Source organism: Mycolicibacterium flavescens (assembly GCF_001722335.1).
GTDB lineage: Bacteria > Actinomycetota > Actinomycetes > Mycobacteriales > Mycobacteriaceae > Mycobacterium > Mycobacterium flavescens.
In genome coordinates this window covers 21,585-40,888 of sequence record NZ_MIHA01000011.1, presented here as the reverse complement: position 1 = coordinate 40,888, position 19,304 = coordinate 21,585, and the positions used below count along the sequence as shown (strand labels likewise).

At 69.1% G+C, this 19,304-nt stretch carries 15 protein-coding genes; 4 read left to right on the top strand and 11 right to left on the bottom strand.

What is annotated here, in order from left to right; genetic code table 11:
* Positions 1-156: 156 nt before the first annotated feature.
* Positions 157-2,811, top strand: a complete 2,655-nt coding sequence (locus BHQ18_RS15910; protein ID WP_069414602.1) for an FHA domain-containing protein — start codon at positions 157-159, stop codon at positions 2,809-2,811.
* A 139-nt stretch (positions 2,812-2,950) separates the two neighbouring features.
* Positions 2,951-3,283, top strand: coding sequence for a hemophore-related protein (locus BHQ18_RS15905; protein ID WP_069414601.1), 333 nt, complete (start codon positions 2,951-2,953; stop codon positions 3,281-3,283).
* Positions 3,284-3,339: 56 nt separating this feature from the next.
* On the opposite strand, the gene BHQ18_RS15900 is transcribed toward BHQ18_RS15905, so the two are convergent.
* The 8 genes from BHQ18_RS15900 to BHQ18_RS15865 all read right to left on the bottom strand — a co-directional run bounded on the left by BHQ18_RS15900 (position 3,340) and on the right by BHQ18_RS15865 (position 10,895).
* Positions 3,340-4,566, bottom strand: coding sequence for a globin domain-containing protein (locus tag BHQ18_RS15900; protein ID WP_069414600.1), 1,227 nt, complete (start codon positions 4,564-4,566; stop codon positions 3,340-3,342).
* Entirely contained in the window at positions 4,563-5,051 is a 489-nt protein-coding gene (locus tag BHQ18_RS15895) for an RrF2 family transcriptional regulator (protein ID WP_069414599.1), read from the bottom strand. Before BHQ18_RS15895 ends, BHQ18_RS15900 begins: the two co-directional genes overlap by 4 nt.
* 105 nt (positions 5,052-5,156) lie before the next feature.
* A complete protein-coding gene (locus tag BHQ18_RS15890; protein WP_069414598.1) occupies positions 5,157-5,720 on the bottom strand; it encodes a pentapeptide repeat-containing protein in 564 nt (187 codons plus the stop codon).
* 4 nt (positions 5,721-5,724) lie between these two features.
* Complete coding sequence (locus BHQ18_RS15885) at positions 5,725-6,333, bottom strand: GTP-binding protein (RefSeq protein WP_084294104.1); 609 nt, start codon at positions 6,331-6,333, stop codon at positions 5,725-5,727.
* Entirely contained in the window at positions 6,314-6,721 is a 408-nt protein-coding gene (locus BHQ18_RS15880) for a DUF742 domain-containing protein (protein ID WP_084294103.1), read from the bottom strand. Before BHQ18_RS15880 ends, BHQ18_RS15885 begins: the two co-directional genes overlap by 20 nt.
* Before the next feature lie 7 nt (positions 6,722-6,728).
* On the bottom strand, positions 6,729-7,172 hold the full coding sequence (locus BHQ18_RS15875; protein ID WP_069414597.1) for a roadblock/LC7 domain-containing protein: 444 nt from the start codon (positions 7,170-7,172) through the stop codon (positions 6,729-6,731).
* Positions 7,169-10,024, bottom strand: a complete 2,856-nt coding sequence (locus BHQ18_RS15870) for a HAMP domain-containing sensor histidine kinase (RefSeq protein ID WP_069414596.1) — start codon at positions 10,022-10,024, stop codon at positions 7,169-7,171. The genes BHQ18_RS15875 and BHQ18_RS15870 overlap by 4 nt, the downstream gene beginning before the upstream one ends.
* 265 nt (positions 10,025-10,289) lie before the next feature.
* The gene (locus BHQ18_RS15865; protein ID WP_069414595.1) at positions 10,290-10,895 is read right to left on the bottom strand and encodes a class I SAM-dependent methyltransferase; all 606 of its coding nucleotides are present in this window, start codon (positions 10,893-10,895) and stop codon (positions 10,290-10,292) included.
* Positions 10,896-10,937: 42 nt separating this feature from the next.
* Here BHQ18_RS15865 and BHQ18_RS15860 point away from each other — a divergent pair, with 42 nt between their 5' ends.
* Positions 10,938-11,402 carry a tRNA (cytidine(34)-2'-O)-methyltransferase gene (locus BHQ18_RS15860; protein WP_069414723.1) on the top strand — a complete coding sequence of 155 codons (465 nt, stop codon included), beginning with the start codon at positions 10,938-10,940 and terminating at the stop codon, positions 11,400-11,402.
* Positions 11,403-11,405: 3 nt separating this feature from the next.
* Here BHQ18_RS15860 and BHQ18_RS15855 read toward each other — a convergent pair whose 3' ends face one another.
* Together BHQ18_RS15855 and BHQ18_RS15850 are read right to left on the bottom strand one after the other, a co-directional pair.
* Positions 11,406-12,047, bottom strand: coding sequence for a nitroreductase family protein (locus BHQ18_RS15855; RefSeq protein WP_069414594.1), 642 nt, complete (start codon positions 12,045-12,047; stop codon positions 11,406-11,408).
* On the bottom strand, positions 12,044-13,207 hold the full coding sequence (locus BHQ18_RS15850; protein WP_069414593.1) for an MFS transporter: 1,164 nt from the start codon (positions 13,205-13,207) through the stop codon (positions 12,044-12,046). Before BHQ18_RS15850 ends, BHQ18_RS15855 begins: the two co-directional genes overlap by 4 nt.
* A 637-nt stretch (positions 13,208-13,844) precedes the next feature.
* On the opposite strand from BHQ18_RS15850, the gene BHQ18_RS15845 reads away from it, so the two are divergent.
* Positions 13,845-15,878 (top strand): cellulase family glycosylhydrolase, encoded by a 2,034-nt coding sequence (locus BHQ18_RS15845; protein WP_084294102.1) that lies wholly within the window; start codon positions 13,845-13,847, stop codon positions 15,876-15,878.
* Here BHQ18_RS15845 and BHQ18_RS15840 read toward each other — a convergent pair.
* Positions 15,875-19,195: an error-prone DNA polymerase gene (locus tag BHQ18_RS15840; protein ID WP_069414591.1), complete on the bottom strand. Its 3,321-nt coding sequence runs from the start codon at positions 19,193-19,195 to the stop codon at positions 15,875-15,877. The two genes, BHQ18_RS15845 and BHQ18_RS15840, sit on opposite strands and share 4 nt — an antisense overlap.
* Between the last annotated feature and the right edge of the window lie 109 nt (positions 19,196-19,304).

The following is a 19,304-nucleotide window of genomic DNA, read 5'->3' as shown; positions in this document are numbered from 1 at the left end:
ACGTTCCGGCCCGGAATCCGCGCGACTCGCCGGGCGATCGGCAAACTTTCGCTGCGCGGTCAGCGCGACCGCGCGCGCCGCCACGGTCTGCCGCGCCGCTGACCACCACTCGCACCTCCGCCGTCGGCGGCACTGCTGCGGTTAGAGTTGGGCCCGATGAGCCGACCCGCTGCACCTGCGCTGACCGTTCGGTACGACGGATCGACCCGGACCTTCGCGGCCGGAAACGATGTCGTCGTCGGCCGTGACCTTCGCGCCGACGTCCGTATCGCCCACCCGTTGATCAGCCGCGCGCACCTGGTGCTGCGGTTCGACCAGGGCCGGTGGGTGGCGATCGACAACGGCAGCCTCAACGGGATGTTCGTCAACAACCGCCGGGTGCCCGCGGTCGACATCTCCGACGGCCAGACCGTCAACATCGGCAATCCCGACGGCCCGCGGCTCACGTTCGAGGTCGGCCGCCATCAGGGCGCCGCCGGGCGGACCCCGACGACCGCGGTGCCGATCGCCGGTCAGCAGCGGCCCGCCCACCCGACGTATCCGCCGCCGCCCGCCGCGGGTCCGCCGCCGGGCCGGCCGTACGGACCGCCGCCGGGCTCGCGTCCGCACACCTACCCGACCGCGCCGCCACCCCCGGCCGCACCGCCGCGCTACCCCACCGCGCCGCAGCCGCACACCGGGGCAGCGTCCGGCTATCCGCCGCCGCCGGTCACCGCCCCGCCGCTGCCGCGCCAGACGCCGCCGATCTCGTCGCCGGAGCTGGAGTCGGCGACGATGATGGGCCCCACGGCGGCGCCGCGCTCCAGCGACGGCAACCTCGCGACGAGCATGCTCAAGATTCTGCGGCCGGGCAGCCGACCCGCGGACAACGTCCCGGGTGCCATCAAGATCGGCCGGGCCACCGACAACGACATCGTCGTGCCCGACGTGCTGGCCTCGCGCCACCACGCCACCCTGGTGCCCACCCCGAGCGGGACCGAGATCCAGGACAACCGCAGCATCAACGGCACGTTCGTCAACGGCGCGCGGGTGGAGTCGGCGCTGCTGCGCGACGGCGACACCGTCACGATCGGCAACATCGACCTGGTCTTCACCGGCGGAACGCTGGTGCGCCGCACCGAGAGTGAGGCCGCGACCCGCACCGGCGGCCTGGAGGTGCACGGCGTCACCTGGACCATCGAGAACAACAAGACGCTGCTGGACAACATCTCGATCGCGGCCAGGCCCGGCACGCTGACCGCGGTGATCGGGCCGTCGGGGGCCGGCAAGTCGACGTTCGCGCGGCTGGTCGCCGGTTACACGCACCCGACCACCGGCACGGTCACCTTCGAGGGGCACAACGTGCACGCCGAGTACGCCTCGCTGCGCTCCCGGATCGGGATGGTGCCCCAGGACGACGTGGTGCACGGTCAGCTGACCGTCCGCCAGGCGCTGATGTACGCCGCCGAACTGCGGCTGCCGCCGGACACCACCAAGGCCGACCGCGAGCAGGTCGTCATGCAGGTGCTCGAGGAACTCGAGATGACCAAGCACCTCGAGACCCGCGTCGACAAGCTCTCCGGTGGCCAACGCAAACGCGCGTCGGTGGCGCTCGAACTGCTGACCGGCCCGTCGCTGCTGATCCTCGACGAGCCGACCTCGGGTCTGGACCCGGCGCTGGACCGCCAGGTCATGACGATGCTGCGGCAACTGGCCGACGCGGGCCGCGTCGTGCTGGTCGTCACGCACTCGCTGACCTATCTGGACGTCTGCGACCAGGTGCTGCTGCTGGCGCCCGGCGGCAAGACCGCGTTCTACGGGCCGCCCAGCCAGATCGGCCCGTCGATGGGCACCACCAACTGGGCCGACATCTTCAGCTCGGTCGCCGGCGACCCGGATGCGGCCGCGCAGCGCTTCCTGGCCCAGCACGGCCCGCCGCCGCCTCCGCCCCCGACCGAGGAGCCCTCCGATCTGGGCAGCCCGACCAGCACCAGCGTGCGACGGCAGTTCTCCACGATCGCGCGGCGCCAGGTCCGGCTGGTGATCTCGGACCGCGGCTACTTCGCGTTCCTGATGCTGCTGCCGTTCATCATGGGGGTGTTGTCGCTGTCGGTGCCCGGCGACGTCGGCTTCGGCGTGCCGGTCCCCGCGATCGAGGGCGGGCCCGCTCCCAACGAGCCGGGACAGATCCTGGTGATGCTCAACGTCGGCGCGATCTTCATGGGCACCGCGTTGACGATCCGCGCGCTGATCGGTGAGCGGGCGATCTTCCGTCGCGAACAGGCGGTCGGTCTGTCGACGACCGCGTACCTGTTGGCGAAGGTCTTCGTGTTCACGGTGTTCGCGGTCGTGCAGTCGGCGATCGTGACCGCGATCGCGATCATCGGCAAGGGCTGGGGGCCCGGCGCGGTGGAGTCGGGTTCGGTGCTGGGCAACCGCAGCATCGAGTTGTTCGTCGACATCGCGGTGACGACGGTGGCCGCGGCCATGGTGGGGCTGGCGCTGTCGGCGCTGGCCAGGTCCAACGAGCAGATCATGCCGCTGCTGGTGGTGGCGATCATGAGCCAGTTGGTGTTCTCCGGCGGCATGATCCCGGTGACCGACCGCATCGTGCTCGACCAGATGTCGTGGTTCACCCCGGCGCGGTGGGGTTTCGCCGCGTCGGCCTCCACCATCGACTTGATCCGGCTGGTGCCCGGCCCGCTGACCCCCGATGACCGGCACTGGGAGCACAGTTCGGGAACGTGGCTGTTCGACATGGCGATGCTGGCCGCCATCTCTGTCGGCTACACCGCGTTCGTGCGCTGGCGGATCCGGCTGTCGAGCAGCTGACCTGCATGTAACACGATCCGTCCGGTGCGCGACATACCCTGCGCGGGCGGCGTTCGCCGCCGGCGGAAATCAGCGAGCACCCGCACGGGGGTGTTAGCGTGGTCTGATCGTGACCAAAGTGGCGGAAGGTATACAACACATGCGCACGACGACGAAACTGGCTGTCGCCTCGGGAGGTCTGGCTGTTCTGCTGACCGCGGGGGCCGGCGTCGCCTCCGCCCAGCCCGTTGACGACGTGATCGTGAACTCCACCTGCACCTACCCGCAGACCATCGCGGCGCTGCAGGCGCAGGACCCGAAGCTCGCCCAGCAGCTTCAGGAGGTGCCTGCGGCCAACGGTTGGCTCAAGAGCCTGATCGCCGCCTCGCCGGACCAGCGTCGGGCGATGGTCGCGCAGGCCCGGTCGTTCCCGGGTGTGCAGCCGTACATCCCGGTGATCACCGCGGTCGCCAGCACCTGCCAGAACTTCTGACAGCCGCGCGCCCTGCCGACCTGGTCGGCAGGGGCGCGCTGCTGCGTGATGTCGTGTTACGACAGCAGCCAGTCGTTGGGCGAGAACAGCTCGCTGTGCACCCGCGCACCCGGCACGTCCCGCGCCATCAGCTGCGCCCGGACCGCCTGGACGAAACCGTTGTTGCCGCAGAGGTAGATCTCGGCGGTCGCAGGGAACTCCAGGCCGTCGAGCGTCAGTAACCCGGGATGCACACCGGCCTGTCCGCCGGTCAACCCGTCCTCGTACCAGATGTCCAGAGAACCGTTGGGCAACTGCGCAACCAATTCATGCTGACGCTCCCGCAGCGGATGGCACAGGTCGCCCCGATCGGCGTGCAGCACGTGCACCGAACTCTGCGGCGCCTCGGCCACCAGGAACTCGAGAATGCCGATCATCGGGGTGATCCCGATGCCCGCCGAGATGAGCACCAGGGGCTGCCCGCCGGTCGGCGCCGGCAGGTCGCCGAACGGCACGGTGACGTCGAGCAGGTCGCCGACGCAGACGTTGGCGGCGATCCAGGTCGACACCTCGCCCGCCGGCTGGCCCTCGGTGGCGCCGACCGGTTTGACCGCGAACGTCAGCTCCTCGGTGCCGGGCGCGTTGACCAGACTGTACTGGCGCAGCTGCCGCGCCCCGTCCGGCATCGTGACACCCACCGAAACATACTGTCCCGGGCGGAATTTCGGGAAGTCGCCGACGACCGATCGCACGGTCAACAGCACCGCACCCGACGGGTCGTCGACCCGGGAGACCACGCGCGCGCGACGGTACACATCACCGTCGGCGACACCGGCGCAGGCGTACAGATCGCGTTCGATGTCGATCAGGGTCTGCGCCATCATCCAGTAGACCCGGTCCCACGCCGCGGCCACCTCGCCGGTCACCGTATCGGCGCCCAGCACCGCGACGATCGCGGCGAACAGGTGCTCGTGCACGACCGGGTACTGGTCAGCGGTCACGCCCAGCGACGCGTGCTTGTGGCCGATGCGGGAAAGCAGTTCGGCCGGATGCGGAAGGGCCGGGTCGACGAGATGGGTGGCGAAGGTCGCGATCGATGCGGCGAGCGCCCGTTGCTGCGCGCCCTGGGCCTGATTGCCGCGGTTGAACAGATTGCGCAGCAGTTCGGGATGGTTGTCGAACATGCGGCGGTAGAACTCGGTGGTGATGTCGTCGATACGGGCGCCGATCAGCGGAAGAGTCGCCGACACGATCGCGGCGTGCTGGGGTTCGAGTTCGGCGGGGGCGGCGGCAACGGCGGTCATCGGAAGGTCCTTTCGGCGGGTCTTTCGGCGGGAGAGTTCGGTTGTTCGACGGCCGACGGCGGCCCGTGGATCATCAAAAGCCCGGCGCCCCTGGACAAATCCGCGATGGTATAGCGGTCGAGTTCGCGGTAGAACGCCTCCTTGGCATCGGCCAGCGCCCGACGCAGCCGGCAGGCCGACAGCAGCGGACACGGATCGCTGCCCGCGCATTCGATGACTTCGCGGTCGCCTTCGAGACGCCGGATGAGCCAGCCCAGCGACGCCTCGCGCCCGGCCTCGGTGAGCGTGAGCCCGCCGGCCCGGCCGCGTTGGGTGTGCACCATGCCGAGGTCCGCCAACCGAGCGACGGCCTTGGCCACATGGTTCTCCGAGGCGTGAGCGCCGACGGCGATGGATCGGGTGGTGACCCGTCGGTCTTCTGCTTCGCCCGCGGCGAGCAGCATCATGGTCCGGAGACCGATGTCGGTGAACCGAGTGAGCTGCATACGACTGAACGTAGTAATTCGGTATCGCGGATGCGACTTTTACCGCTGTGTGCTTAAACACCACGTGACGTGCGGTTTTTTGATCAGCGTCTTTGGGACGACGGGTCAGTCGCCGTGGATGTCCAGGCCGTGCGCGACGGCGTAGGCCAACGCCTGGTCGACGTCGATCTTGGCGCCGCGCACCTTCGCGGTGGTCCACAGGGTGGGATCGACCCGGGCGCCGCGCAGGTCGGCTTCCTCGAAGCGGGCGTTGTTCACCCGCGCCCCGGACAGATCGGCGCCGCGCAGCACCGCCTTGCGCAGATCGGCGTCGACGAGGCCGGCTTCGCGCAACCGGCACCCGCTCAGGTCGACGCCGCGCAGATCGCAGCCGCCGAGAACGGCCAGTGTCAGGTCCACCTCGTTGAACGTCACCGGCCGCAACCGCGTCTCGGTCAACGTCGAGCCGAGCATGCTGCACTGACGGAAACTGCTGTGCTGCAACGTCGCCCGCTCGAAGCGGCAGTTGCGGAACGCCGAGCCGGTGTGCTCGGACTCGGTGAGGTCGACGCCGCGGAAGTCGCATCCGTCGAACACCGCCCGCTCGGTGCGCAACCGGCTCAGATCCTCGTCCCGGAAGTCGTGAGCGGTGAACTCCCGTTCGGTCCAGACGGTTTCGTCGGTGGGCACTGCCTCAGCCCGGCAGCGCGGAAAGGCTGGTCAGTGCGTACTCGGTGACCGCGATCAGCGCCGCCTTGGCCGACTGGCGGTCGCGGGCGTCGACGGTGATGACCGGGATGTGCTCGGCCAGCGCCAGCGCCTTGCGCACGGCAGCCACCGGATGTCGTGGCGCGTCGTCGAACTGGTTGACCGCGATCAGGAACGGAAGCCGACGGGCCTCGAAGAAGTCGACCGCGGCGAAGCTGTCCTGCAGGCGCCGCACGTCGACCAGGACGATCGCCCCGATCGCGCCGCGCACCAGGTCGTCCCACATGAACCAGAACCGGCGCTGCCCGGGCGTGCCGAACAGATACAGCACCAGATCCTCGTCGAGGGTGATTCGCCCGAAGTCCATGGCCACGGTGGTGGTGTTCTTGTCCGGGGTGGCGTCGAGCCCGTCGAGTCCGGCCGAGGCGTTGGTCACCAGCGCCTCGGTGCGCAGCGGCATGATCTCGGAGACCGCGCCGACGAACGTCGTCTTGCCGGCGCCGAAGCCGCCGGAGACGATGATCTTCGTAGCGGACGAGCGCCCGCGCGAAGACCATGAGCCAGCGGAGCTCTCCTCAAAGTGCCCTGAGGCCACGCAGTGTCCTTCCTATCAACTCACGTCGTTCGTCGAGCGTGCTCGACTCGGTCAAGGTGCCGCGCACCGCGACATAACCCTGCAGCACCAGATCCCCGATCAGCACGCGCGCCACGCCGAGCGGCAGCGATAACTTCGCGGCGATCTCGGCGACCGACGGGTGCTCGACGCACAGCGCGACGATCTGCCCGCGTACGTCGCTACCGGGCCACCGCGGCGGTTCCGCCGAGTCGAGGGTCTCGATCGGCGCCTCGAACGGCAGGTCGATGCGGGGGGTGGTGCGCCCCGCGGTCAGGATGTACGGCCGGACCAGGCTCGGCTGGTCGCCGACATCGCGTTCCCACAGCGGGTGCCCGGCCGCCTCGTCCCAACCCACCGGTTCATCCATGGGCCGCTCACGAGTGCTGCGGCGCGCGGCGTCGTGACGACTGGACGACAGTGCCCACCCGTTCGACCAATATGGCCATCTCGTAACCGATCTGGCCGATGTCGCAGTTGCGGGTGGCCAGCGTGGCGAGGTTCGACCCGTCGCCGACCCGCATCAGCAGCAGATAGCCGTGCTCCATCTCGACCACCGACTGCAGCACGTGACCGCCGTCGAACAGCTGTGCGGCGCCGGTGGACAGGCTGGCCAGCCCGGAGGCCACCGCGGCGAGCTGGTCGGCACGTTCGGTCGGGATGTGCTCGCTGGCCGCCATCAGAAGCCCGTCGGCCGACACGAGGACGGCGTGGGCCACCCCGGCGACCTCGCGAGCGAACCGCGACACCAGCCAGTCGAGCGAATCACGCTGCGTGGGGCGCGTATTCGCCCCGGCGGCCGAACTCGACGGGTAGCTCATTCGGTATCTGTTCCTCCGGTCTCTCTGGCGTGCGAGCGGCCGGCGCGCACCCCGCCGAAGTGGCTGGTGATGCTCGCGCGGACCGCCTCGGGATCACGCCGCGGAGAGGCTTGCGCGGCGGGCGCGGATCCCTGCTCGGCACCGTACTCAGCCGCCGATGCTACCTGCTCGCCGCGGTGGGCACCGCCGCTGCGCTGGGGACCGTCGCTGCCCTGGTGACCGTCGCCGAACATCCGGTCGGCCAGATCCGCTGCGCCCGGGACCAGTCGGGCGCCGGGCTCGCGCACCGGCAGGCCCTCTTCGGTGACCTCGGCGACCGGCGCCTCGTCGGCGGCGGCCGCGGCCGACCAACCACGGTCCCAGACCGTCTCCCAGTTCAGGTCCTCGCTGTTGGCGATCTCGGTCGGGTCGACCAGCCATTCGGAGAGCATCTTCTGATAGATCGCGTCCTCGGAGCCGTCGTCTTCCGCGTGGTGCGTGACCGGCGCCGGTTCGCGCGGCTCGACCGCGGGTGTGTCGTCGACAGGCGGCTCATCGACGGCCTGGGCCCGCGCGGCGAAGAACCCCGAGGTGTCGGTGGGCCGATGGGTCACCGGCTCGGGAGCCGCAGGCGGCTGCGGAGTCTGGGCGGGCATGGAGTCGGCGGGCCACTCTTCCCGGTACACCTGCGGCTCCCGGCTCGGCGGGGTCAGCGACGCCGGGATGTCGGAGATTCCGCTGGCGCCCGGATCGCGTTGAGGCAGCAGCGAAATCGGCACGTCGATGTGGCTGTTGAGTTCGGCGTCGTATCGGCCGTTCTGATCGGCGTACGGGTCGAGTTCCTCGGCGGTCTCGGCGGTGTCGTGGTTGGCGGTGTCGTGGTCTTCGTCGAGCGCCAGCGCCGTCGCGATCCCGGCGTGCGCATCGGCGGGCATGGCGTAGTCGGGTGCGCTGTACTGGTCCGGCTGCCCGCCGCGGGTCAGCAGTTCGGCTGGGACGTACACCCCGGCGGTGGTGCCGGAGTTCGGTTCACCGTTGACGGTGCTGCGCAGCCGCACCACCAGCCCGTGCGCGGCGGCCAGCCGGCCGACCACGAACAGGCCCATGTGCCGGGCGGTGTACGGGTTGACCTCGCCGCCGGACTGCAGGCGGGTGTTGGCCACCCGCAGGTCGGATTCGGTCATCCCGAGGCCGATGTCGCTGACCTCGATGACGAGTCCGCCGTTGGCGGTGTGCACGGCCGACACCCGCACCTGCGAGATCGGCGGCGAGTAGCGCAGCGCGTTGTCGAGCAGTTCGGCCAGCAGGTGGACCAGATCGCCGGCCACGGATCCGTTGACGTCGCTGTCGGGCACGGTCGCGGTCACCACCCGGGTGTACTCCTCGACCTCGGAGGCCGCCGCGTTGATCACCGCCGACACGGGCACCGGTTCGGCCTGCTCGCGCGGCACCTTCGACCCGGACAGCACCAGCAGGTTGGCGCCGTTGCGGCGCATGCGGGCGGCCAGGTGGTCGAGCCGGAACAGGCTCTCCAACCGGTCGGGGTCCTCTTCGTCGCGTTCCAGCCGGTCGATCAGCGCCAGCTGCTGGTCGACCAGCGAGCGGCTGCGCCGCGACAGGGTCTCGAACATGTCGCCGATCTGCAGCTGCAGCCGTGACTGCTCGGCGGCCAGGAACACGGCCTGCTCGTGCAGTTCGTCGACGGCGTGCGCCACCTGACCGACCTCTTCGGAGGTGTGCACGGGGATCGGTTCGATCGCGGTGGCGTCCCCGCCGGCCCGAACCTGTTCGATCTCGCGGGTCAGGTCGTCGTGGGCGACCTTGAGCGCGCTGTCGCGCAGCCGGCGCAGCGGGCGGACCAGCGAGCGCGCGACCAGCGCGACGATGATCAGCGCGATCAGCAGCGCAGCGCCGACGATGACGGCGTCGCGGATCAGCGTGGCGCGCTGGTCGGCGGCCTTCTGTTCGACGGCCGAGATGATCGAGCCGGTGGTCCGGTCGATGATCGAGCGGGCGATCTGGTCGGTGGCGTCCACCGACGCCAGCAGTTCGGGGTTGTTGACCAGCGGCACCGCCGGATTCGTCATCAGCGCCATCCGCTTGACGAACTCGGCCTGCAGCTTCTGCGCGTCCGGCGAGCCCACGCCGAGCACCTGGCTCATCCCGAACAGCGTCGACGGTTCGGTGCCGGCCAGCGCGGTGACCGCGGTGCGCAGCTCGGGTTCGGGCAGTTCGGCGCCGCGGGTCAGCGCCAGGCGCTGCATCATCATCTGCCCGCGCGCACCGATCGCCCGGGAGACGCCGACCGTCTCGGCGCGGATGCGTTCGTCGTCGACGCGCACCGACGCCGTCACCATGTCCTCGGCGGGCAACAACAGCAGCGCGTACGCCTGGACGCTGTCACGCAACCCGATGCTGTTGGCGGTGACCTTGTCCATCAGCGCCTGGCCGTCGTCGATCAGCGTCGTCACGCCCTCGCGGACATCGGGAGCGACGTCGGTGCCTGCGAGCCGGCTCTGGAGTTCCCGGCGGCTGCTGTCGAACTCGCTGAGCGCGGCCTGGGGATCCCCACCGGTCGGGGCGGCCAGCATCGCGTTCTCGAGCGAGGCCATGTAATTCTCGATGGCGGGCACCATTTCGGCGCGATCGGCGGCGCGACGCAAATCCGTCTCCGCGGTGGCGCTTCCGTAGATTCGCAGCCCGCCGAATGTTCCGGCCAAAATGAGCGGCACCAATACGATCGCCAAGACTTTCCACCGGACGGGCCAATTGGACAGCGCCCACCGCGGCGGCCGCTGCACCGGCGGCGCCTTCTCCCGGTCGAAATCGACCAACGTGCCGTCGGCCTGTTTGAGCTGGGAGAACGCACTCATCGACGGGAACCTGCGCTACCGGCCTGCGATCCGAATTTCTGTATTGGCGCGTCGTTCATCTGACTTCCTGCTGATTTCAGCTTCTCCAGTTGCTATTGCCCTCCCCGGCGGGCACGCTCGGCCCCTGGCAATTGATCGAGTATGCCAGCGTTGCGATGCGGGTTCCACAATTCTTACTGAACAGACAGAGAGCGAACGCGCAGTTCGGAGGCAGTTGTTCGCAATCGAGCAAATACCGGAACGCGATCGTGATGCGCGCGCGACGTCAGGCCGGCCGCAGGAGCGCGACCAGGAAATCCGAATCGTCGCCGAACGGCCGCACATCCCAGGTCGACAGCAGCAGATCGGGCGCCAGGCCGGCGGCGTCCGCATCGTCGAGGAAGTCGCCGAACGGGTAACCGCGTCCAGCGCCGAACCCGATCACCGCGCGACCGTCGTCGCGCAGATGGGCACGGAGGCGCTGCAGGACCAGACCGCGCGTGCTGGGCGCCAGGAACGTCATCACGTTGCCCGCGGACACGATCACGTCGAACGGGTCGGCGATGCCACGGGCGGGCAGGTCCAGTTCGGCCAGATCGCCGACGAGCCACCGCGGCCCGGGATAGTCCTCTTCGGCGGCTTCGATGAGCGCCGGGTCGACGTCGACACCGACGACGCGGTGTCCTGCGCCCGCCAGATACCCGCCCACCCGGCCGGGCCCGCAGCCCGCGTCGAGGATGTGGGCGTCGCGGGGCGCGATCGCGTCGATGAAGCGGGCCTCGCCGGTCAGGTCCTCGCCGGCGCGCGCCATCGCCCGGAACCGCTCGATGTACCACGACGAGTGCGCGGGATCGGCCGCGACTTTCTGCATCCAAAGGCTCTGCGCGACCATGCCACCATTATTGCGATGCCCGGGCGCTCGATCGGAGGTGTGGTGTTTCGGCTGCTGTTCTACTCGCCGCGAATCGCGCCGAACACCGGTAACGCGATCCGCATGGTGGCCGGCACCGGATGTGAACTGCATCTGGTGGAACCGCTGGGCTTCGACCTGTCCGAGCCCAAACTGCGCCGCGCCGGCCTCGACTACCACGACCTGGCGTCGGTGACCGTGCATCCCGACCTGCCCAGTGCCTGGCGGGCGCTGGCTCCGCAGCGGGTGTTCGCGTTCACAGCCCACGCGACGACGTCGTTCGCCGACGTCGCCTACCGGCCCGACGACGTGCTGATGTTCGGGCCTGAGCCCACCGGTCTGGACGACGCGACGCTGGCCGACCCGCACATCACCGACCAACTGCGGATCCCGATGCTGCCGGGCCGGCGTTCGCTGAACCTGTCGAACGCCGCCGCGGTCGCGGTCTACGAGGCGTGGCGCCAGCACGGGTTCAGCGGCGGGCTCTGAGCGTCACCAGGCGTTGAAGTGGGCGAACTGCTCGGCGGGCAGTCGCTTGGCGCGCCGGAAGTCGGTGCCCTTGGTGTAGGCGATCGGGAAGAGCCCGCCCTGGCTGTACTGCTCGTACGGGATGCCGAGGACCTCGGCGGCCAGCTTCTCCCCCTTGCCGATCAGATGCAGCGTCGTCCACGCCGACCCGAGTCCGCGGGCGCGCAGGGCGAGCATGTAGCTCCAGACCGCGGGCAGCAGTGAACCCCAGAATCCGGCGCTCTGACCGGCGGGCACTCCGTCGGGACGTCCTTCCAGGCACGGGATCAGCATCACCGGGACCTCGTGCAGGTGGTCGTTGAGGTACTTCGCCGACTCGGTCACCAGGGGCCGCTGCTCGTCTCGGGCGTCACCGAACTCGGGCTTGGGCGCGTCGAGGTACGGCGTCGCGTTGTGCCGGTAGATGTCGGCCAGCGCCTTCTTCTTGTCCGGATCGTCGACGAACACCCACTGCCAGCCCTGCGCATTGGATCCCGTCGGCGCCTGCAGCGCGATGTCGAGGCATTCGAGCAGAATCTCGCGCGGCACCGGCTTTTCCAGATCGAGCCGCTTGCGCACCGACCGGGTGGTGGTCAGGACTTCGTCGACAGACAGGTTCAAAGTCATTTCTCGACACTACATTCGCGGTCGGGGGCCGTCGCCGGCGAGCGCGCGGGTTGCACGGCGGCCGCGCACAGCCCGATCACGGCGATCACCACGAATGCGGTTCTGCCACCGGTCGCGTCGACCAGCGCACCGGCCGCGGGTGCGCCCAGGGCCTGTCCGGCGGCGATCGTGAAGAAACTCAGCCCGACGCCGAACGACGTGCTGTCCGGATACAGCCGCGCGCTCCACAGCAACGCGAGCCCGGTCAAGGCGATGTAGGCCGCGCCGAACAACGTTGACGCCACGATGATCACCGCGAGGTTGGACGGGGCGGCGGCCAGCAACAACGACGCCGACGCCATCGTCGCGGTGGCGATGACCCACGCGCGGTGCAGGCCGATCCGCTGCGCGGCGTCCCCGGCCAACGCGCCGGCGATGCCGGCCGCACCGATCACGATCCACATCAGCGACGAACGGGGCGCGTCGGCTCCGCCCACCGTGGTGATCAGATCGCGGCCGAACGTCCAGACCGCGACGCTGCCGAAACCGGTCAGCAGCGAGGCCAGCAGCAGGGTCAACGTCCCTGCGCGCCAGGGCCTGTCGACGACCAGCGAGGAACGCTGATGTGTCGACGGCGGGATGGCGCGAAGGACCCACACCGTCACGATCGCCGTGATCACGGCGAAGATCACCCAGGCGCCGCGCCAGTGACTCAGCAGCAACAGCGCGATCGGCGCCGAGAGCAACACGCCGATCCCGGTGCCGCCGTTGACCACAGTCTGCGCGCGGTCGGCGGACTCTTCAGGCACGTGCTGGGCCACGGCCGCGGCCAACGGCGGTGACACGATCCCTGTGCTGCAGCCCGCGATCAGCACACCGGCCGCCAGCACCCAGGCCGTCGGCGCCATCGCGATGATCGAGATACCCACTGTCGCAACCACTCCGGCAGACACCGCGACCACTCGGGGTCCCAGGCGGTCGGTCAGCAGCAGGCTCACGGCGATCGCCAGGCAGTACCCGACATAGCTTCCGGCGCCGATCGCGCCGGTGATCGTGGCGTTCAGGCCGAAATTCTCGGCGAACACCGGGCCGAACAGGCCGTAGGAGAACCGACCGAAACCGTAGCAACACGCGATGAGCGCGGTGCCCGCGCCGATGAGAAGGAAGCCGGGTCGCCGCACCGTTCAACGGTAACGATCCGCGGCCGCGCGGTCACTTCGGGTTGCCGCCGGACCGGCCTCACGCGTTTGCTGGACGGTAGAACGGCGGCGCCGGCCCGGCACCCCGTCAAGGGCGCTGCCGAGGTCGATTCCGCGCCCGTGAGGCGGTCACGGAGCACGGCCGCGACAGCGGTCCGGCGCCAGGCCGCCCGGCACGCACCGCCCCGGCGGTCGCCGTCCGCAAGCCCGAGAGGTGACGGCGTCGCGAACCGTCACGATTCGATCGTGAATTTGACAACAATCGATGTCTGCAGTTGCTGCAGCACAGCGACGTCCTTTGCTGAATTTGCACCGCGAGGTTGCAGAGCAGTCGCCCAGCACCCGCTTCCGACGTACGTAATTCGTCTTATATAAGCAGCTAGACGCCGTTATGCGAAGTAAACCTGCGCAACTGGACAGGTATCGGCGCCAGCGGCCAGCATTGCTGAATTCGCTAATTTGCGCACACTGTGGAGCGCCAGCGAAGTTAACCAAGAGAATCTCGACAAGATCAATTACCGCATCCGTCAAAAATGGGGGAAGGTGGTCTCACGTTCGGCTAACTTGAATGGCATAAGTCAACATATGCCTCGCTGGACCAGACTCGAGGGGAGCACACATGAGGTTATGGACTCCGTTGCGGCGGCGCTGGAGCTCGGTGCTGACGGTGGTCATGATGATCCCGATGGCGTCCATGCTCATGGTGGCGGGGGATTTGCTCAGCGAGAAGCGCGTGCGGGTCTCGATGCCCTACGTCCTGACCGCGGCCATCGAGGAGTCGGGTTCCACGGTCGGGATCGCGGACTCGCACATCTGGGAGCTGACCACGCCGACCGGCGCGCCGGACTTCGCCGCGATGGACGAGCACCTCGACGCGATGCAGCAGTTGGGTGTCAACACCGTCCGCGTGATCATCCCCTGGCGCGGCAACGAGCCGTTCGGCCCGCCGGGAACGATGCCCTCCCCGATCGAGCAGTCGTACTGGGCGCGTTCGGACTACATCATCAACCGCGCCGCCGAGCGGGGCATGGCAGTGCTCGGCGTGCTCAACCACGCTCCCGAGTGGGGTGGCAACTTCCCCGAGCCGTGGGCGACCATCGGGTTGGAAGAGGCCCCCGATCCCGACCTCTACGCGCAGTATGCGGCCCGGGTCGTGCAGCGCTACGGCGACAAGGTCGGCGCCTACGAGATCTGGAACGAGCCGAACTCGGTGACCGGTTGGGCGCCGAACGTCGACGCGGCCCTCTACACCGAGGTCCTCAAAGCCGCCTACACCGCGATCAAGAACGTCAACGGCGAGGACCCCAACGACCCGCTGGTCGTCGCGGGTGTGCTGGGAGCGGTTGTCACCAGCCCCTTCACGCTCGATCCGCGGACGTTCGTGGCCACGATGTACCAGAACGGTGCGCAGGGATTCTTCGACGCGCTGTCGTTCCACCCCTATCACTACAGCCTGCCGTTCTCCGAGGGTGAGGTCACCAACAGCGAGCCGTGGAAGGCGAATTCGCCGCTCGAGCAGGTGCTGGCGATCCGGCAGATGATGATCGACAACGGTGATGCGGACCTTCGAATCTGGGCGACGGAGTACGGGCTGCCGACCTTCGGTGTCAACGGGGTCACCGAGGAGCAGCAGCAGCGCTACATCCAGGACTTCCTCACCGCCTGGGCGGAACTCGAGGACGAGGACGGCACCAAGTTCACGGGTCCGGCGTTCCTCTACACGTTGCGCGATGCCTACATCAGCGGAGAGCTGACCGAGGCGACGTCGCTGGGCCTGTTCAAGTACGACCTCCTCACCGGCGAGTGGGTGGCCAAGGAAGCGGCCAAGTGGCTCAAGGACTTCCTGGCGGATCCGACGAACCCGACCGATCCCCCTCCGACGAACGGCGGTCCGGGCAATCTGGGTGAGGCCATCGCCCAGGCGCTGCAGGCGTTCATCAATCAGATCCAGGCGACTGTGGCTCTGTTGCAGCAGCAGGTCGAGGGCCTGATCAACTCGGTGAATGCGGCGTTGACCGCCGTCGTGCAGGCGATCGCCGCGATTTTCAACCCGGGCAGCGCCGTGGCTCCGGCCGTGGCGCCCGAGGTCCAGTCGGCCGTCGCCGAGGGTGCCAGGTCGGCGGCGTCGGCGTTGGCCACCGAGAATGTCACCGAAGACGTCACCGAAGATGTCACCGGGGATGTTGTTGCGGCGCGGCCGATTTCGGACGAGACGGTCGAGCCCGAGGGAACTGTCGAGGAGTCGCTCGAGGCCGAGGAGCCGACCGAGTCGGTCACGGTCGAGCCGACCGAGACGCCCGAGAGCGAACCCGAGGGTGAAGAGGAGACGGGTGCCGTCGAGGGGTCGGCTGCCGAGGGCGAGTCGACCGACGAGGCGAAGGAGGAAGAGGAGTCCCAGGAGGAGCAGTCCGGCGGTGCAACAGATCCGGCGGTGGTATCGGACGACGACGCCGATCTCGCTGAGGAGACGGTGACGAAGTCACGCACGCCCGACGTGCGAGTCGGCATCGTGGCCCGGCCCGCGAAGGCCGGCGGCACCGACACCACCGATGACTCCACCGACGACTCGGACGACACCGATGCGCCATCGGCCGAGAATGACGGGGACGACGACTCGGCGGGTGCGTCCGGGGCCGAATCGGGTGAGGGCTAACGGAAGTCGCGGGATCGAGAGCTGACCGCCATCGTGAGCTGTCCCAGACGCTCGGCGACGACGGTCACCGCTCCGGTCGCGTTCTGAACCCGACCCCGGACGAGTAGGGCCGCCGCCGTCTGCGCCAGCTTGCGGTGGCGGGCCCATACTCCGCGCGAGCACACGACGTTGACCATCCCGGTTTCGTCCTCGAGGTTGAGGAACGTGACGCCCTGCGCGGTCGCGGGCCGCTGGCGGTGGGTCACGGCCCCGGCGACCAGCACCCGGGAACCGTCGGGCACGCTGAGCAACCGGTCCGCCGGAACCACCCCGAGAGCCTCGAGATCCTCGCGCAGGAACTGCGTCGGGAAGCTGTCGGGCGAGACGCCGGTGGCCCAGACGTCGGCGGCCGCCAACTCCAGTTCGGTCATCCCGGGCAGGGACGGAACATGCGATGACGCGCCCACTCCGGGCAGCCGATCGGGTCGTTGGCTCGCCGCCGCGCCCGCCGCCCACAGCCCCTCGCGCCGGGTGATCCCGAAGCAGCCCAGCGCTCCCGCGGTGGCCAGCGCCTCGGTCTGCGGTACCGACAACTGCACCCGCTGGGTCAGGTCCAGCAGGGAGCCGAACGCGCCGTGGGTCTTTCGTTCCTCGACGATCAGCTCGGCCAGTTCGTCGCCGATGTGGCGGACATTGCCCAGCCCCAACCGCACCTCAGAGCCTGCGTTTTCCAAGGTGGCGTGGGCGAGGCTGGCGTTGACGTCGGGCCCGTGGACGGCGACACCGTGCCTGCGCGCATCGGCCACCAGGGTCTGCGGCGAGTAGAACCCCATCGGCTGGGCCCGCAGCAGCGCGGCGCAGAACGCGGCGGGATGGTGCAGCTTGAACCACGACGAGTAGAACACCAGCGAAGCGAAGCTCAGCGAATGGCTTTCGGGGAACCCGAAGTTCGCGAACGCCTCCAGCTTCTCGTAGATGCGGTCGGCCACCTCGCCGGTGATGCCGTGCCGCTGACGCATCCCGTCGTAGAACCGGCCCCGCAACCGGCGCATCCGTTCGGTGGACCGCTTGGAGCCCATCGCGCGGCGCAACTGGTCGGCCTCGGCGGCGGTGAACCCCGCGCAGTCCACCGCCAGCTGCATGAGCTGTTCCTGGAACAGCGGCACCCCCAGCGTCTTGTGCAGTGCCGGTTCCATCGACGGATGCTCGTAGGTGACCGCCTCTTCCCCGTTGCGCCGCTTGATGTACGGATGCACCGAACCACCCTGGATCGGGCCGGGACGGATCAGCGCCACCTCGACCACCAGGTCGTAGAACACCCGCGGTTTCAGCCGGGGCAGGGTGGCCATCTGCGCGCGCGACTCCACCTGGAACACCCCGACGGAGTCGGCTCTCTGCAGCATCTCGTACACCGCGGGTTCGGACAGATCCAGTTGGGCGAGGTCGACGTCGATGCCCTTGTGCTCACGCACCAGGTCGATGCAGTAGTGCAGCGCCGAGAGCATGCCCAGGCCCAGCATGTCGAACTTGACCAGTCCGATCGCCGCGCAGTCGTCCTTGTCCCACTGCAGCACGCTGCGGTTCTCCATCCGGGCCCACTCGACCGGGCACACGTCGGCGATCGGACGGTCACAGATCACCATGCCGCCGGAGTGAATCCCCATGTGCCGCGGCAGGTTCGACACCTGTTTGGCCAGTTCGATCACCTGGTCGGGGATGTCCTCGGTATGGGGTGCGTCGGCCAGGTTGCCCCACTGGCCGAGCTGTTTGCTCCACGCGTCCTGCTGCCCCTGGGAGAACCCCAGCGCGCGGGCCATGTCGCGCACCGCGCTGCGACCCCGGTAGGTGATCACGTTGGCCACCTGCGCGGCGTAGTCGCGTCCGTAGCGCTGGTAGACGTACTGGATCGCGTTCTCGCGCAGGTCGGATTCGATGTCGATGTCGATGTCGGGTGGGCCGTCGCGGGCGGGCGACAGGAACCGCTCGAACAGCAACTCGTTGGCCACCGGGTCGACGTTGGTGACCCCGAGCGCATAGCAGACCGCCGAGTTGGCCGCCGATCCCCTGCCCTGAGCCAGAATGGAGTTCTCCCTGCAGAACCGGGTGATGTCGTGGACCACCAGGAAATAGCCGGGGAAGTTCAGCTGCTCGATGACCCGCAGCTCGTGTTCGATCTGCGCGTACGCCCGCGGTGCGCGCGCAGGCGGACCGTAGCGCCGGCGCGCCCCCTCCATCACCAGGTGCCGCAGCCAGCTGTTCTCGGTGTGCCCGGCGGGCACGTCGAACGGTGGCAGCCGCGGCGCGATCAGCGCGAGTTCGAATGCGCACTGCTCACCCAGGTCGGCCGCCGCGGTCACCACTTCGGGTCGGTCGGCGAACAGCTGGGCCATCTCGGCACCCGACCGCAGATGCGAACCACCCAGCGGTGCAAGGTATCCGGCGGCCTCATCCATCGAGTTGCGGGCCCGGATCGCGCCCATCGCCATCGCCAGCCGGCCCCGTGACGGCTCGGCGAAGTGCGCCGCGGTGGTGGCCACCACGCCGAGACCGAACCGCGGCGCCAGGTCGGCCAGCAGCGCATTGCGTTCGTCGTCGCACGGGTGCCCGTGGTGGGTGAGCTCGACACTGACCCGGTCGCGGCCGAACCGGTCCACCAGGTCGGCCAGCGCGGCGGCGGCGGCCTCCGGGCCGCCCTCTGAAAGTGCCTGTCGGACATGGCCTTTACGGCAGCCGGTGAGGATGTGCCAGTGCCCGCCCGCCGCCTCGGTCAGCGCGTCGTAGTCGTAGCGCAGGACGCCTTTCTGCCCGCCCGCCAGGTGCGCCTTGGCGAGTTCGCGCGACAACCGCCGGTAGCCCTCCGGGCCGCGCGCCAGCACCAGCAGATGCGGGCCCGGCGGATCGGGGTCCTCGGTGCGGTCGCCGCCGCTCAGCGACAGCTCGGCGCCGAACACCGTCGACATCTGCAGTTCCTTGGCGGCCTCGGCGAACCGCACCACGCCGTAGAGGCCGTCGTGGTCGGTCAGCGCGATCGCGCGCAGGTCGAGCCGGACGGCTTCCTCGACGAGTTCCTCCGGCGTGCTGGCGCCGTCGAGGAAGCTGTACGCCGAGTGGGCGTGCAGTTCGGCGTACGGGGTCGCCGAGGCCGGCCGCTGCACGTCGAGCGGCTGGTACTCCCCCCGTTTGCGTGACCAGGCCGGGCTGTCACCGCCGTCGCCGATCTGCTCGTCGATGGGCCAGCCGGCGCGGCGCGGCTTTCCACCCTCGGCGGGCCGAGGCAAACGGCCTGAGAGGACACGCTCCATCTCCGACCAGCTCGGCGGCCCGGTATGCCAACCCATGCCGACAGTCTATCGAACATGCGTTCGATCTTGATTCGCTAGTGTCGTGAGTCGTTAAATCGGGTGCAGTACATCGTCATGGGTCATCTGGGCCGCGAAAATCTGCATG